This is a genomic window from Enterobacter quasiroggenkampii (assembly GCF_043972695.1).
GTDB classification, from domain to species: domain Bacteria; phylum Pseudomonadota; class Gammaproteobacteria; order Enterobacterales; family Enterobacteriaceae; genus Enterobacter; species Enterobacter quasiroggenkampii.
Window position 1 is genome coordinate 3,062,041 of the sequence record NZ_CP143745.1, and the last position, 15,391, is coordinate 3,077,431.

The 15,391-nt window shown below is 58.4% G+C and carries 13 protein-coding genes; 12 read left to right on the plus strand and 1 reads right to left on the minus strand.

The window, feature by feature from the left end; all coding sequences use genetic code 11:
* Positions 1–83: 83 nt before the first annotated feature.
* The 12 genes from V1572_RS14735 (at position 84) to V1572_RS14790 (ending at position 14,057) form a co-directional block, all read left to right on the plus strand.
* Positions 84–935: a Vmh family MBL fold metallo-hydrolase gene (locus tag V1572_RS14735; protein WP_023292348.1), complete on the plus strand. Its 852-nt coding sequence runs from the start codon at positions 84–86 to the stop codon at positions 933–935.
* A gap of 232 nt (positions 936–1,167) precedes the next feature.
* Complete coding sequence (gene bdm / locus V1572_RS14740) at positions 1,168–1,383, plus strand: biofilm-dependent modulation protein (RefSeq protein WP_013096534.1); 216 nt, start codon at positions 1,168–1,170, stop codon at positions 1,381–1,383.
* Between the two features lie 95 nt (positions 1,384–1,478).
* Entirely contained in the window at positions 1,479–1,616 is a 138-nt protein-coding gene (gene sra / locus V1572_RS14745; protein ID WP_008501714.1) for a stationary-phase-induced ribosome-associated protein, read from the plus strand.
* Between the two features lie 176 nt (positions 1,617–1,792).
* A complete protein-coding gene (locus V1572_RS14750; protein WP_008501715.1) occupies positions 1,793–3,490 on the plus strand; it encodes an NAD-dependent malic enzyme in 1,698 nt (565 codons plus the stop codon).
* Between the two features lie 382 nt (positions 3,491–3,872).
* A complete protein-coding gene (locus V1572_RS14755; protein ID WP_395299319.1) occupies positions 3,873–5,585 on the plus strand; it encodes an ABC-F family ATP-binding cassette domain-containing protein in 1,713 nt (570 codons plus the stop codon).
* 196 nt (positions 5,586–5,781) lie between these two features.
* Positions 5,782–6,792, plus strand: coding sequence for an alcohol dehydrogenase AdhP (gene adhP / locus V1572_RS14760; protein ID WP_008501719.1), 1,011 nt, complete (start codon positions 5,782–5,784; stop codon positions 6,790–6,792).
* A gap of 150 nt (positions 6,793–6,942) precedes the next feature.
* The gene (locus tag V1572_RS14765; RefSeq protein ID WP_223539023.1) at positions 6,943–8,562 is read left to right on the plus strand and encodes a TIGR04028 family ABC transporter substrate-binding protein; all 1,620 of its coding nucleotides are present in this window, start codon (positions 6,943–6,945) and stop codon (positions 8,560–8,562) included.
* Positions 8,563–8,572: 10 nt separating this feature from the next.
* Positions 8,573–9,517, plus strand: a complete 945-nt coding sequence (locus V1572_RS14770) for an ABC transporter permease (protein WP_223539024.1) — start codon at positions 8,573–8,575, stop codon at positions 9,515–9,517.
* On the plus strand, positions 9,514–10,365 hold the full coding sequence (locus V1572_RS14775) for an ABC transporter permease (protein ID WP_025910991.1): 852 nt from the start codon (positions 9,514–9,516) through the stop codon (positions 10,363–10,365). The genes V1572_RS14770 and V1572_RS14775 overlap by 4 nt, the downstream gene beginning before the upstream one ends.
* The gene (locus V1572_RS14780) at positions 10,362–11,969 is read left to right on the plus strand and encodes a dipeptide ABC transporter ATP-binding protein (RefSeq protein WP_048223342.1); all 1,608 of its coding nucleotides are present in this window, start codon (positions 10,362–10,364) and stop codon (positions 11,967–11,969) included. Before V1572_RS14775 ends, V1572_RS14780 begins: the two co-directional genes overlap by 4 nt.
* Complete coding sequence (locus V1572_RS14785; protein ID WP_223539026.1) at positions 11,966–12,955, plus strand: putative FMN-dependent luciferase-like monooxygenase; 990 nt, start codon at positions 11,966–11,968, stop codon at positions 12,953–12,955. Before V1572_RS14780 ends, V1572_RS14785 begins: the two co-directional genes overlap by 4 nt.
* 10 nt (positions 12,956–12,965) lie before the next feature.
* Positions 12,966–14,057, plus strand: coding sequence for an alkylhydroperoxidase domain protein (locus tag V1572_RS14790; protein ID WP_223539027.1), 1,092 nt, complete (start codon positions 12,966–12,968; stop codon positions 14,055–14,057).
* Between the two features lie 6 nt (positions 14,058–14,063).
* Here the strand turns inward: V1572_RS14790 and araJ are convergent, their stop codons facing one another.
* Positions 14,064–15,239, minus strand: coding sequence for an MFS transporter AraJ (araJ, locus tag V1572_RS14795; RefSeq protein ID WP_395299320.1), 1,176 nt, complete (start codon positions 15,237–15,239; stop codon positions 14,064–14,066).
* Between the last annotated feature and the right edge of the window lie 152 nt (positions 15,240–15,391).

The following is a 15,391-nucleotide window of genomic DNA, read 5'->3' on the forward strand; positions in this document are numbered from 1 at the left end:
ACTAAGCATGTCCTGTTTCAGGAATTCTGGCAAATGCGATTATCCGTACAATAGAGACATTCCTGAACAACAGAGACAACAGTATGAAATTCACTCACCTTGCCCTGCTTTCCACGCTTTTCACTCCGGCTGTTTTTGCCGCACCGTTGAGCATTGATACCTATAACCCTCAGGAGAAAGGCATTTTCGCGGTCTCCTCCACGCTGGTTTCCGGCCCGAAAGAAGCGGTGCTGTTTGACGCGCAGTTCAGCGTGAAGGATGGCGAAGCGCTGGTAGAGAAAATTCGTCAAAGCGGTAAAACCCTGAACAAGATTGTGATCACCTCCGGCGATCCGGATTTCTATTTTGGCCTGCAGCCGCTGGTCAAAGCCTTCCCGAACGCCAAAGTGGTGGCCACGCAGCATGTGGTTGACCACATCAAGGCTACCAAAGACGCCAAGCTCGCCTTCTGGGGTCCGCAGATGAAAGACGGCGCGCCAACCGAGCTGGTCGTCCCGCAGGTGCTCGCCTCCACCACGTTTATGGTGGACGGAGAAAAGATCGATATCGAACAGCCTGACAGCTACGCGGCCTATGTGTGGATCCCGTCAGCGAAAACCATCCTCGGCGGCACCGGGGTAGCCTGGGGAATTCACGTCTGGACGGCAGACACCCAGACAGCGGAAAGCCGTAAGCAGTGGCAGGAAACGCTGGTGAATATGGCGGCGCACAAACCCGAGCGCGTCATCCCGGGTCACTATCTGGGCACCCCACCAGCCGGGACGGGGGCGATTGATTTTACCCGTGACTATCTCCAGCGCTTTGAAAAGGCCTTATCCGTTCATAAAGATTCTGCAGGCGTCATCAGCACCCTGAAAAAACAGTATCCGAACCTGGCTGAAGAGAGCTCGCTGGAATTAAGCGCTAAGGTGAATACCGGCGAAATGAAGTGGTAATGTAAACTCTGCTCCTGCTATATTTTCGTGATAGCAGGAGCACCGTCATAATATTCTCTCAACGCCACGTCGATTTACCCCCACATTTCAAAACCACACAAAAGCATACACTTATGTCATTTTTATTTCTAAGATGAATCTGAGCCACAACCGGGAAAATATTTGCCATTCTGTTTATGAATTAATTTTTTTGCGAGCCGTACCATTAAACAGACAACGACACGGAGGCAGCATGTTTACTTATTACCCGGCAAATACCGCAGCAGCACAACCTGAACTCGTTAACGCGATTGCACAGGGTCTTCACGCCGAGCACGGTGCTGTGACTGAAGATGACATTTTGATGGAACTGACCAAGTGGGTGGAATCCACAGATAATGACATCCTCAGTGACATCTACCAGCAGACCATTAACTACGTCGTCAGCGGGCAAAACGCACCCTTGTAAAAACCTGCTAAGCTGGATCTGCAACCTAAGGGGTTACATTTCGTTTGCGTAAGCAAACTGGTCCTTAAAACTATCAACAGGATTGAGGAGTTAATATGAAATCGAACCGTCAGGCACGCCATATTCTGGGACTGAATTACAAGCTTTCTAATCAGCGCAAAGTGGTGATTGAAGGCGACCACGAAACGCAAGTCACTCACGCCACCGGCAGAAAACGCCACGCGGGCAAGTAAGTTCCAGACTGAGATCCAGAACACCATCGGCAATCCCGATGGTGTTTTTGTTTATGTGTTGCGGTAATTAATATTTAGCTCCTTTATAATACCGCCGGACCGCACCCCATCGCACAGGCCAGAAAGATGACAAACAGCAGTGTCAGGGACGGATCTTCATAAAAAGAGTGAGTGACATGGACAACAAACTGAAAAAACATCGTTCCTTATACATCCCATATGCCGGACCGGTTTTACTCGAATTCCCCCTGCTCAACAAAGGCAGCGCCTTCAGCATGGAAGAGCGCAGCAGCTTTAACCTGCTGGGTTTACTGCCTGAAGTGGTTGAAACCATTGAAGAACAGGCAGAGCGCGCGTGGATCCAGTACCAGGGTTTCAAAACTGAAATCGACAAACACATCTACCTGCGCAACATTCAGGACACCAACGAAACCCTCTTCTATCGCCTGGTACAAAACCATCTTGAAGAGATGATGCCGGTGATCTACACCCCGACGGTGGGTGCCGCCTGCGAGCGTTTCTCAGAGATCTACCGTCGCTCCCGCGGGGTATTCATCTCTTATCAGAACCGTCACAACATGGACGATATTCTGCAGAACGTGCCTAACCACAATATCAAAGTGATTGTGGTGACTGACGGCGAACGTATTCTCGGCCTCGGCGACCAGGGCATTGGCGGGATGGGGATCCCAATCGGTAAGCTCTCACTCTACACCGCCTGCGGCGGCATCAGCCCGGCGTATACCCTGCCGGTAGTGCTGGACGTCGGCACCAACAACCAGCAGCTGCTCAACGACCCGCTCTATATGGGCTGGCGTCATCCGCGTATTACCGACGACGAGTACTATCAGTTTGTCGACGACTTCATCCAGGCCGTGAAGCACCGCTGGCCGGACGTGCTGCTGCAGTTTGAAGACTTTGCGCAGAAAAACGCGATGCCGCTGCTGAACCGCTATCGCGATGAGATCTGCTCCTTTAACGACGATATCCAGGGCACCGCAGCCGTCACGGTGGGTACGCTTATCGCCGCCAGCCGTGCAGCGGGAAGCCAGCTGAGCTACCAGAAAATCGTCTTCCTTGGCGCAGGCTCCGCAGGCTGCGGTATTGCCGAGCAGATTATCGCCCAGACGCAGCGCGAAGGCTTAAGCGAAGAGCTGGCCCGCTCCCGCGTCTTTATGGTGGACCGTTTCGGCCTGCTGACCGACGGCATGCCGAACCTTCTGCCATTCCAGACGAAGCTGGTGCAGAAACGCGAAAACCTGAAAAACTGGGATACCGACAACGAAGTCCTTTCCCTGCTGGACGTCGTGCGCAACGTGAAGCCGGATATTCTGATCGGCGTTTCCGGGCAAACCGGTCTCTTCACTGAAGAGATTATTCGCGAGATGCACAAGCACTGCGAGCGCCCTATCGTGATGCCGCTGTCTAACCCGACTTCCCGCGTGGAGGCGACGCCGCAGGACATCATCGCCTGGACCGAAGGTAACGCGCTGGTTGCGACCGGCAGCCCGTTCGATCCGGTGGTGTGGAAGGATAAAACCTATCCGATTGCCCAGTGCAACAACTCCTATATCTTCCCGGGCATTGGTCTGGGGGTGATTGCCTCCGGCGCGTCCCGAATCACCGACGAAATGCTGATGTCGGCGAGCGAAACCCTGGCGGGCCACTCGCCGCTGGTCAACGACGGCGAAGGTCTGGTTCTGCCTGAGCTGAAGGATATTCACAAGGTGTCGCGCGCTATCGCGTTTGCGGTGGGTAAAATGGCGCAGCAGCAGGGCGTGGCGGTGAAAACCTCTGCCGACGCGCTGCAGCAGGCCATCGACGACAACTTCTGGAAGCCTGAATACCGCAGCTATCGCCGTACGTCGATTTAATCCGCTCCGCCCGGTGGCGCTTCGCTTACCGGGCCTACGGGCTGGCTGTTTTCCCTCTCCCTGTGGGAGAGGGTCAGGGTGAGGGCAACAAACCGCACCATCGAATACCCACTAGCCAAACCCCTTTTCCCCCGCTACACTCCTTTCATCCATTAACCCACTGAATATATAAGGAGGCCAATTATGCTGTATCGTGAAATTTTCAATGTTTCACATACATTTGGTGATCGCACCAGCTCAAGCGTTATCGGTATCGTGCTGCGATAACTTCTGCTTGAGCGAAGACACCAACCCCTGAAATCCCTTCTCTCGGGCTTACTGAGTTATCGTCAGCGATGTTTGACGAGGCATAAACATGCCTGTAACTCTTGGGTAAGCAACAATGAGCACTTTACTCACTGCACAATCTTTACGCGTTGATACGGCGTTTAGCACGCTCTTCGACTCACTCTCCTTTACGCTGAAAAAAGGCGATCGCATTGGCCTGCTGGGCGACAACGGCTGCGGTAAAAGTACGCTGCTGAAGGTGCTGGACGGCACTGACTCCCCCGCCGCCGGAACGGTCTCGCTGGCCGGGCACTGCCTGATGGCACGCGTGGAGCAACATCTCCCGGGCGCTATTTTTCCGCTGACCATGCTGGATGCCGTCCTGGCCCAGTTGCCCTCAACTGAACGGGAAAGCCTGCGCTGGAAAGCCGAAACGCTGCTGGCAAGCATGGGCTTCACGCCGCAGGATACGATGCTGCAATCCGCCACGCTGAGCGGCGGACAGCACACCCGCCTGCTGCTGGCCCGGGCACTGATTCACGAGCCGGACCTGCTCCTGCTGGATGAACCCAGCAACCACCTGGACCTGCCGACCATGCTCTGGCTGGAACACTTCCTACAGAACTGGTCGGGCAGCTTTGTGCTGGTCTCGCATGACAGACAGCTACTGGATGCCGTCACCAACGGCAGCTGGATCCTGCGCGATAAAACGCTGCACTACTTTGCCCTTCCCTGTACGGCAGCACGCAAGGCGCTTGAAGCAAAAGATGAGAGCGATGCGCAGCGCCACAAGGCGGAGCAAAAGGAGATCGACCGCGTGACCGCCAGCGCGAAGCGGCTGGCGACCTGGGGCAAGGTTTACGACAACGAAGACCTGGCCCGAAAAGCCAAACAGATGGAAAAGCAGGTCGAACGGCTCAGGGAGAGCCAGACGGAACTCACGGCAGGTAGCCCGTGGACGCTAACCCTTCGCGGCGACGCGCTGCGGGCCGACCGTTTACTGGAGATGGAAAACCTTGACGTGCCCCCTGCTCCGGGCCTGCCTGCGTTGTTCAGCGTCGACGTTGCGCGGTTAAAAAGCGGCGATCGCGTGGCGATTGTCGGTCGTAACGGCTGCGGTAAATCGTCGCTGATGAAGCTTATCTGGCGACAGTTTACCGATGAACTGACCCACGACGGGTTGAAGCTGCACCCGCGCGTGTCGCCGGGCTATTACGACCAGACGCTGAATCAGCTGCCCGACAACGCCACGCTGCTCGACGCGCTGGAGCCTTTCGCTCCGGATCCGCAGAACCGCAAAATGGCCCTGATAAGCGCCGGTTTCCCGTGGGCGCGTCACGGACAAACGGTCAGCACGCTCAGCGGAGGCGAACGCTCGCGCCTGCTGTTCGTTGGCCTGACGCTTGCCCGCTATAGCCTGCTGATGCTGGATGAGCCTACCAACCACCTGGACATGGAAGGCAAAGAGGCGCTGGCGCACACCCTTCAGCAGTTCGAAGGCGGCGTCCTGCTGGTCAGCCATGACCGTCAGTTAATTAGCCAAAGCTGCAACCGTTTCTGGCTGATTGAAGAGGGAAAACTGAGCGAGTGGCACGATGCAGAAGCGGTGTTTGAGCGGCTGCGTGATCGCGCGGGGCTGGTCACATCCACTGCGCCTGACATCGCGGCGCCGACGGATCGCCCCTCGCCGTATGACGATCTGCTTGAACGCCTGGTCGCGCTGGAAACGCTGCTGGAAAACGATCTGGCGCGTAAGCCGAAGCATCAAAAGCCGCAGCTGCAGGCGCAATGGCGTAAAGAGATAGAGGAGATAGAAGCCCAGCTGTAAGTCTGCGCCCGGCGAGCGCCTCGCCGGGCCAGAATTTTCCCCCTTAATTATTAGAGGAACGCCGTATTCTTAATCTGAAATCGAATCAAATGATGACATTATGTTGCTGCAGCCTTGCATTACCAGGCTAATGTATTAATCCTTAAGAGGTACTACACCTGCTATGCAGATTCTTATCATGAACAAGGAGATACACATGAAGGCTGCTGTTGTCACTCAGGATCACCAGGTCAACGTTACCGAAAAAACCTTACGCCCGCTAAAGCATGGGGAAGCCCTGCTGAAGATGGAGTGCTGTGGCGTATGCCATACCGACCTCCACGTGAAGAACGGTGATTTCGGCGATAAAACCGGGGTCATCCTGGGCCATGAAGGGATTGGTATCGTTAAAGAAGTCGGCCCTGGCGTGAAGTCGCTGAAAGTCGGCGACCGCGCAAGCGTGGCCTGGTTCTTTGAAGGCTGCGGGCACTGCGAATACTGTAATTCCGGCAACGAAACCCTGTGCCGTGACGTGAAAAACGCCGGTTACTCCGTTGACGGCGGCATGGCGGAAGAGTGCATCGTCACCGCGGATTACGCGGTAAAAGTGCCGGACGGTCTGGATTCGGCGGCGGCCAGCAGCATTACCTGCGCGGGTGTCACCACCTACAAAGCAGTGAAGGTATCGGGTATTAAACCGGGCCAGTGGATTGCGATTTACGGTCTCGGCGGGTTGGGTAACCTCGCGCTGCAGTACGCCAAAAACGTCTTTAACGCCAAAGTCATCGCCCTTGACGTTAACGACGAACAGCTGAAGCTGGCGGCCAGCATGGGTGCGGATCTCACCATCAACTCCCGCAGCGAAGATGCCGCTAAAATTGTGCAGGAAAAAACCGGCGGCGCGCATGCCGCAGTCGTCACTGCCGTCGCAAAAGCCGCCTTCAACTCGGCGGTGGATGCCGTGCGTGCCGGTGGCCGCGTGGTCGCCGTTGGTCTGCCGCCGGAAGCGATGAGCCTCGACATTCCTCGCCTGGTGCTGGACGGCATTCAGGTGGTGGGTTCGCTGGTCGGTACCCGTCAGGATCTGCAGGAAGCGTTCCAGTTCGCCGCTGAAGGTAAAGTCGTGCCGAAAGTCACGATGCGCCCGATCGAGGACATCAACGCCATCTTCAAAGAGATGGAACAGGGCCAGATCCGTGGCCGTATGGTGATTGACCTGCGTTCATAATCACCCACCGTTCAATTACCGCTCCTGACAGGGGCGGTTTTTTTATAGCCATTTTCCGGCAATCCTTATCTTAATTCCTTTGTTCCCTTGTTTTCCCCTGCGCCCGATGATGAATCCGACGCTAACAAGAAGATAACAAAGGAATTCACCATGCAAACCCCATTTCGTCTGCCGCTGTTGACGGCGCTGATTCTGACGACCACCGCCGCCTGGTCCGCGGATGCGCCTGTTAAAGGCGGCACGCTGATTTATCTGGAGCAACAGGCGCACACCAACCTCTATCCGCCTGCCGGCGGCTTCTACCCGAACGGGGGCATTCTGAACCAGATTACCGACAAACTGACGTGGCAGAACCCAAAGACGCTGCAGGTCGAACCGTGGGTGGCCGAAAGCTGGACCACCAACGCCGATAAAACCGAATACACCTTCAAAATTCGCCCGGGGATCACCTTCTCCGACGGCACGCCGCTGGATGCTAACGCCGTGGCGAAAAACTTTGATACCTACGGTTTGGGCAACAAGGCGCAGCGCCTGCCGGTGTCAGAAGTGATCAATAACTACGATCGCAGCGAAGTGGTCGACCCGCTGACCGTGAAGTTCTACTTCAAAAAACCGTCACCGGGATTCCTGCAGGGCACCGCCACCATCGGGTCGGGCCTGGTCTCGCTCAGCACGCTCGAGCGCAATTTTGAAGAGCTGGGTGACGCCCGGCATATCATTGGCTCAGGCCCGTTTGTGGTGAAGGACGAGAAGCTGGGTCGCGAAGTGACGCTGGAAGCACGTAAGGACTACCAGTGGGGGCCCAAAAATCTGGCGCAACAGGGGCCAGCCAATCTTGATGGCATCAAGTTTATCGTGACTCAGGAAGACAGCGTGCGCGTCGGCGCCCTGCTGGCTGGTCAGGCCGACTTTATTCGCCAGGTGCAGGCGTATGACGAAAAGCAGGCGACCGATCAGGGCTATAAAATCTACGCCGCCCCGACCCGCGGGGTGAACGACAGCATTAGCTTCCGTCCGGATAACCCGCTGGTCTCCGATATTCGCGTGCGCCAGGCGCTGCTGCATGCCACCAATGCAAAACAGGTGGTTGAGACCCTCTTCTCGGCTAACTATCCGCAGGCGAAGTCGGTAATTGCCGATTCCGCCGCTGGCTTTGTCGATCTCAGCGACAAATTGTCCTTTGACCCGGCAAAAGCCAACCAGCTGCTGGACGAGGCAGGCTGGAAAGCAGGCAGCGACGGGATCCGCACCAAGGATGGACAGCGGCTGGCGCTGACGGTGTATGAATCCCTGCCGCAGCCACAAAATAAAGAGGTGCTGCAGCTGGTTGCCCAGCAGTGGCGTCAGGTGGGCGTGGCGCTGAACGTGAAAGCCGGCGACGCAGGCAGCCGCACGCTGGATAACCTTGATCCGCTGAAAACCCCGTTAACCGTCTCCGAAGTGGGCCGCGCCGATCCGGACGTGGTGAAAAGCATGTTCTACCCCGCTAACCGCGACGCCCTGCTGCAAAAAGGCGGCTCCAGCGACAAGGTCAAAAGCTTCCGTGACGACAAGCTGAATGCGCTGCTGGTGAATATCTCCTCAGAGGTTGATCCACAAAAACGCCTGCAGCTGACCGGCGATGCCCAGCGTTACCTGCTGGATAACGCCTACGTCATTCCGATTTTCGAAGAGCCGCAGGTCTTTGCCGGTGCGCCGTGGCTGAAAGGCGTCAATTTTGAAGCAGTCGGCCGCCCGTCGTTCTACGGCGCGTGGATAGAGAAACACTGAGGAGCTGACGATGCGCCACGCACTTCTTCAACGTTTTGGGCACGGGCTGCTGGTCTTGTGGACCGCCTTTACCCTCTCGTTCGTGTTGCTCCAGGTGCTGCCGGGCGACGCGGTGCTGATTAAATTTCAGAACCCGGACCTGGGCTTAAGCCCGGCGCAAATCGAGGAGATGCGCGTGGCCTACGGCGCGGACAGCCCGCTTTGGCAGCAATACGGCCACACGCTGCTGGCGATGCTGCGCGGGGATTTCGGCTACTCGTTACAGGCCGGGGTGCCGGTCAGCGAGCTGATTGCCAGCAATCTGCCGGATACCCTGAGCCTCGCCCTGCCCGCTTTTTTACTCGCGGTCCTGCTGGCGTTTGCGCTGGCCTTTGCGTCGCGCCTGCCGGGTCTGCGCTGGCTAAGTAATACCCTCCAGTCTCTGCCGGTCCTGTTTATCTCCTTACCGACGTTCTGGCTGGGGATTGCCCTCATCCAGCTCTTTTCTTTCCAGCTGCGGCTGATCCCGGTGATTAACCCGACGCCGCTGCAGGGGCTGATCCTGCCGATCGTGACCGTCGCGATCCCGATCTCCGCCCCGCTGGCACAAATCCTGATGCGCAGCCTCGACCAGGTGGCGACGCAGCCGTTTGTCGCCGTGGCCAGGGCTAAAGGGCTGAGTGAAACCGCTGTGCTGTGGCGTCACGTCACCGGCAACGCCCTGCTGCCGGTCCTGAACATTGCCGGGCTGCTGCTGGGCGAGCTGATTGCCGGGGCGCTGATCACCGAAACCGTTTTTGGCCGCAGCGGGCTCGGGCAGCTGACCCAGCAGGCGGTGAACAACCAGGACATCGCCGTGCTTCAGGCGGTGGTCATGATATCCGCCCTCGGTTTTGTCCTGATCAATCTGCTGGTGGATCTGCTGATGCCGCTGCTGGATCCCCGTCTGCAAACCGTTACCGGAGGTGCATCATGAGCCTGGTTGATTACGCTGCCGCTGCGCGAAAACGCGTTCCGGGCTGGCAGGGCGTCGCGTGGCAGCCCGGACTGTGGCTGGCATGGGCGGTCATTATTATTGCGCTTTTTGCCGCCGTGGCGCCCGGCCTGTTAACCCACTACAGCCCGATTGAGGGCATCGCCGGAGCGCAACGTCTGGCGCCGCAGGCGGGCCACTGGCTCGGCACCGATCAGCTTGGCCGCGATGTTTACACCCGTATTGTGTATGGTGCGTCCCACTCCCTGAGCGCGGCGCTCGCTGCCGTCACGATGGGGCTGGTGGCAGGCACCGGCCTGGGGGTCATCGCCGGGGCGTTCGCCGGACGCGTCGAGTCTTTCCTGATGCGTTTTGTCGACGTGCTGTTGTCCATTCCGTCTCTGCTGCTCTCGCTGACGGTCATTATTCTGCTCGGGTTTGGCACCGTTAACGCCGCGATTGCCGTCGGCGTGGCCTCCATTGCCAGCTTCGCCCGCCTCGCGCGCGGTGAAGTGGTGCGCATCCGCCATACGGATTATGTCGAGGCAGCGTTCGGCAGCGGCGGGACGTTCCTGGCGGTGCTGTGGCGACACATACTGCCCAATGCCTTAACCGCCGTCCTCGCCTTTGCTACGCTGCAGTTTGGTCAGGCCATTCTGGCCCTCTCCACGCTGAGCTTTCTCGGCTACGGCACCCCGCCGCCCGTACCGGAATGGGGTTTATTGATCGCCGAAGGCCGTAACTATCTCTCTACCGCATGGTGGCTAACCACCTTCCCCGGCGTGGTCGTCATCGCCGTGGTGCTTGCCACCAACCGTATCAGCCAGCAGTTCAGCGGAGGCCTGAAATGACCGTACTCTCGGTAGAAAACCTGACCATCAGCTACCGTACCGCGCGCCAGTGGCGCGAGGTGGTACATAACGTCAGCTTTACCCTCAGGCGAGGGGAAATGCTGGCCTTTGTCGGCGAATCCGGATCCGGCAAAACGACCACGGCACAGGCAATCATTGGCCTGCTGGCGGATAACGCCCGGCGCGATGCGGGAAAAATCGTGCTCAACGGCGAGGAGATTAGCCGGTGGTCAGCGAAGCGTCTCGATACCCTTCGCGGGGCGCGAATCAGCCTGGTTCCGCAGGATCCGGGTAATTCCCTCAACCCGGTCAAGACGATCGGCGTGCAGGTCGGGGAAATTATTCAGTTGCACCAAAAGGTAACGGCTCTCCAGCGTGACGAGCAGGTGCTCGCCCTGCTGAGAAAGGTCGGCCTGAGCCACCCCGAACAGCGCATGACGCAGTATCCGCATCAGCTCTCTGGCGGGATGAAACAGCGCGTGCTGATTGCCATCGCCATTGCCCTGCGCCCGGACGTGATCATTGCCGATGAGCCCACCAGCGCGCTGGACGTGACGGTGCAAAAACGCATTCTCGATCTGCTGGATATCCTGCGTCGGGAATCGGGTACTGCGGTTCTGTTTGTGACCCACGATCTGGCCCTGGCTGCCCAGCGCGCGGACAGGCTGCTGGTGTTTCGCAACGGTGAGGTTCAGGAGCACGGCGACACCGCCGACATTGTCCGCACGCCGCAGCACGCCTATACCCGTCAGCTACTGAGCGATCTCCAGGGCCAGCGCCTGACCATCGCCCCGGTATCAGGTCTTCCGCTCTCGTCACCGGCCATTCGCGCCCGGGCCATCAGCAAACGGTTCTCGCTGGGTAAAGGTCATCAGCTTCAAGCGTTGGATCGGGTGACGTTTGACGTCAGACGCGGCAGCACCCATGCGCTGGTCGGTGAGTCCGGCTCCGGGAAGACCACCCTCGCCCGTATTTTGCTGGGTTTTGAACAGGCGGATAACGGACAGGTCATTATTGATGACATTGATGCCACCGCGCTCAGCCGCGAGGCCCGTCGTCAGCTGCGCCAGAAGATCCAGTTTGTCTACCAGAACCCGTTCGCCTCTCTCGACCCGCGTCAGACGCTGTTTGACATCATCGAAGAGCCCCTGAAGAACTTTTCTCGACTCGCTAAGGCGGAGCGAAAGGCCCGGGTAGAGACCGTGGCGCAGCGGGTTGCCCTGCCCGTCGAACTCCTGACCCGTACAGCCAGAGAGCTTTCAGGCGGGCAGCGCCAGCGCGTGGCCATCGCCCGGGCGCTGATCCTGGAGCCGACTATTCTGGTGCTGGACGAAGCCACCTCCGCGCTGGACGTCACCGTACAGGCGCAAATTCTGGCTCTGCTTCAGCAGCTGCAGCAACAGCTGGGATTAACCTATCTGTTCATCACGCACGATCTCTCCACCGTTCGCCGGATCGCCCACAGCGTCACGGTGCTGCGCAGCGGTCAGGTGGTCGAACACGGTGACGTCGAAACCTTATTCACGTCGCCACAGAACGACTATACCCGCGAACTGATTGCCGCCATTCCCCATTTTTCACCCGCTACGGAGGAGTTCGCATGACGCGAAAACGCCTGGGATTTTTCACCCGCCTGCTTGACGATGCCACGCCAAAAGAGCGCTATCGACTGGCTACAGAACAGATCCGCCACGCCGAACGCCACGGTTTTGACAGCGCCTGGATTGCGCAGCACCACTTCCATGAGAATGAAGGCGGCCTGCCGTCACCGCTGCTGTTTCTGGCCCACGTTGCGGCGCATACCGAAACCATTCGGCTGGGTACGGCCATCATTACCCTGCCGATGGAAAACCCGCTGCGTGTGGCGGAAGATGCCGCCGTGCTGGATTTACTCGCTGATGGCCGTCTCGAAGTCGGTTTTGGTTCGGGCGGCACACCGACCTCTTTCCTGCCGTTCGGACTGACGTTTGAACAGCGCGGCGCGGCCTTTGCCGATCATCTACATGTGATCCAGAGCGCCTGGCGCGGGGATTCGCTCACCCATCCGGATAACCACCTTTACCCGCCAGCGCCACAGCTGGCTGACCGGATCTGGATTGCCACCTTTTCCGTCGACGGTGCCGTTCGCGCCGCGCGGGCCGGACACGGTTTAATGCTCTCCCGCACGCAGCCGCGCCCGGCAGACCAGTTGGATTTAACGCTTGACGCGATCCAGAACCCAATTGTGGATGCCTACCTTGAGGCGCTGCCCGCCGGTACCGCACCGCGCATTCTGGCTTCTCGTACGGCATTCGTCGCCGACAGCGATGACTATGCGCTGAAAGTTGCAACGCCGGGTCTCACGAAACAGGCCCAGCAGCATCGCGCTGCCGGACACGTGGTTAAAGGTGACACTGTCACAGATTTTCGTCGCCAGTTCGACGCCCATATCGGTTCGCCTGAGACGGTGCTGCGTTCGCTGCAGGTCGATTCCGTTCTCAGGCGCGCCACTGACATCTCATTCCAGGTCCATTCGGTCGAGCCCACCCATCGCGACACGCTGCGCTCCATCGAACTGATCGCCGAACATATTGCCCCCCATATCCATTGAGGAGATACCTATGTCATTAAGTCACGACATTCTCGCCGAGCTGGCGGAAATTAAACCCGGTTCCCCTCTGGCAGAGGCGCGCGCCACGCGGGACGCCGCCACGCGCCACGCACAGGGCAGCTACGAAATCTTATTCACTCAGCAGAATAGCGATTTTGCGCTGGACGAGCGCTTCGCCGTCGCGGCAAAAGTTGCGAGGTGGCACAACGCGGAGGCGCTGGCCGCGCACTATGCGGGGTTTGGCCTGGCAGACCCGACCTCAGACCGTCTGACCCCGGCGCTCAATTTCGCGCGCCTGCTGACCTTCTCCCCCGTCGAAGCCACGCCGACATCGTTAAGGGCGCTGACCCAGGCGGGATGGAGCAAGGAAGGCATCGTGACTCTGGCGCAGCTTATCGCCTTTGTCAGCTTCCAGAGCCGACTGATTGCCGGGCTGCGGCTGCTGAACGACAGGCCTGTCGCCACAAGCGATGCGCCGGTGGCGGCAGGCGTCTGGCACACGACCGCCACCACGGCCACCGGAAAGGCGGCTCCCGTCGCCTTCACCCAGCAGGAACTGGGCTGGGAGCCGTGGATCGCCGCCAAACCGCTGGCGGATTTTCGTGATGACGAGGTTGCTGTACTGGCGAAGTTTGGCCACACCGATTCCGACTACTTCCGCCTGCTGGGACGCAACCTGCCGGTGCTTGAACAGCGCACGCTAACGGATAAAGGGATTTTTTATACGCCGGGGGGATTGCCGCGCGCCGAGCGCGAGCTGGCCGCAACGGTCGCCAGTAAAATTAACGGCTGCATCTACTGCGCATCTGTCCATGCGCGGAAAGCCAGCCAGCTGTCAAAGGATGACGCGGCGGTAGAGGCCCTGCTGGCCGTGCGTCCGGGACAATCCCTGAGCGAGGGGCAATCTGCGCGCTGGCAGGCGGAGATTAATTTTGCGGCAGCGCTGTCGGTAACCCCGCCTGCCGCCACGCCGCTGCACCTTGCCGCGCTGGAAAAAGAGGGGCTGGACACCTTAGCCCAGCTTGATCTGGTGCAGTCCGCCGCGTTCTTCGCCTGGGCCAACCGCCTGATGCTGACTCTGGGCGAGCCCTGGATTGCCTGACTTCAATCAGGCTAGCGCGCGAGCGTTAGCCTGAGCCTGTCTGGCCCGCAGATAACCGTAGATCAGTAATGCACTCATGGCCGAGAACGAGAGTAACGCCGCAGGCAGCGTGACGTAGCGCCAGCTAAAGCCGAGGGTAATCATCATCCCGCCAAAGTACGCCCCGATAGCACTGCCGAGATTAAACGCCATCTGCCCTCCGGCCGCCCCCAGCATCTCGCCGCCCTTCGCATTTTGCAGAAGGAGGATTTGCAGCGGCGCAGAGAGCGCGAACAGCCCGGCGCAGCAGATAAAGCCCGTGATTAGCGAGGCCGTTTTCAGTTCACCGCAGGCGAAAAGCAGCAACAGCGAGGCAACAATCACCATGTCGGTGGTGGCCGCAATGCGCAGCGGGCTAAAGCGTCCCGAGAGTTTGCCGCTCAACAGATTGCCCAACACCATGCCAAGGCCCATCAACATCATGATGATGGTCATCATGCCTTCGGAGAAGCCAGAAACGTTGACCATAAACGGTTTAACGAAGCTGAACCACGCGAATACACCAGCATTGCCAAACATCGTGGCGGCAAAAATCAGCCAGGGCTCCGGTTTCTTCAGGAACTGGAACTGCTCGGTCAGTTTAATTTCTGATTTGTCATGGATGTCCGGTACCCAGATCAGCACCGAGAGGATCACCAGCGCATCGAACAGGGCGATCAGGAAAAAGGTATAACGCCAGTTGAACTGGTGTCCCAGCCAGGTGCCGAGCGGGACGCCAACGAGATTGGCGACGGTCATCCCGGCGATCATCCCGGCCACCGCAGCCGTCACCTTCCCCGGCGGCGCAATTTTAGACAGAATAATCGCCCCGACGCCGAAAATCGCGCCGTGAGGAAAACCAGAAATCAGGCGCCCGGTCGCCAGCCAGAAATATGACGTAGAAAACGTAAACAGAGCGTTCCCGACCGCGCACAGGGCAACCAGAAACAGCAGCGTGGTTTTTAACGAGAACTTGCCTGAGAACAGCGCCACAATCGGGGCGCCAATCACCACGCCGAAGGCATAAAACGAGATCATATTCCCGGCGGAGGGAATCGAAATACCGGTGTCACGCGCCAGCTCGGTTAACACGCCCATAATGCCAAATTCAGCCATGCCCAGGCCAAATGTGCCAAGCGCCAACGAAAATATTGTCTTTTTCATACCTCAACCACGGGTTAATCACTCGCAACGGGCATTATTGAATAATCTTGTATGGTGAGCCAGTTCAAATCAGCTGGCTGACAGGTTAATCCATTGATTCAGGAGTTTTCTCCAACTGCTACGCGGTGGGAGTGGCAAACAAAAAGCCCCGG

What these genes read in the sequence shown, in the direction of transcription:
- V1572_RS14790 (WP_223539027.1), top strand. Translation starts at nt 12,966, where the DNA reads ATGTCATTAAGTCACGACATTCTCGCCGAGCTGGCGGAAATTAAACCC.
- V1572_RS14765 (WP_223539023.1), top strand. Translation starts at nt 6,943, where the DNA reads ATGCAAACCCCATTTCGTCTGCCGCTGTTGACGGCGCTGATTCTGACG.
- sra (WP_008501714.1), top strand. Translation starts at nt 1,479, where the DNA reads ATGAAATCGAACCGTCAGGCACGCCATATTCTGGGACTGAATTACAAG.
- araJ (WP_395299320.1), bottom strand. Translation starts at nt 15,239, where the DNA reads ATGAAAAAGACAATATTTTCGTTGGCGCTTGGCACATTTGGCCTGGGC.
- V1572_RS14755 (WP_395299319.1), top strand. Translation starts at nt 3,873, where the DNA reads ATGAGCACTTTACTCACTGCACAATCTTTACGCGTTGATACGGCGTTT.
- V1572_RS14780 (WP_048223342.1), top strand. Translation starts at nt 10,362, where the DNA reads ATGACCGTACTCTCGGTAGAAAACCTGACCATCAGCTACCGTACCGCG.
- V1572_RS14775 (WP_025910991.1), top strand. Translation starts at nt 9,514, where the DNA reads ATGAGCCTGGTTGATTACGCTGCCGCTGCGCGAAAACGCGTTCCGGGC.
- V1572_RS14785 (WP_223539026.1), top strand. Translation starts at nt 11,966, where the DNA reads ATGACGCGAAAACGCCTGGGATTTTTCACCCGCCTGCTTGACGATGCC.
- V1572_RS14750 (WP_008501715.1), top strand. Translation starts at nt 1,793, where the DNA reads ATGGACAACAAACTGAAAAAACATCGTTCCTTATACATCCCATATGCC.
- bdm (WP_013096534.1), top strand. Translation starts at nt 1,168, where the DNA reads ATGTTTACTTATTACCCGGCAAATACCGCAGCAGCACAACCTGAACTC.
- V1572_RS14770 (WP_223539024.1), top strand. Translation starts at nt 8,573, where the DNA reads ATGCGCCACGCACTTCTTCAACGTTTTGGGCACGGGCTGCTGGTCTTG.
- adhP (WP_008501719.1), top strand. Translation starts at nt 5,782, where the DNA reads ATGAAGGCTGCTGTTGTCACTCAGGATCACCAGGTCAACGTTACCGAA.
- V1572_RS14735 (WP_023292348.1), top strand. Translation starts at nt 84, where the DNA reads ATGAAATTCACTCACCTTGCCCTGCTTTCCACGCTTTTCACTCCGGCT.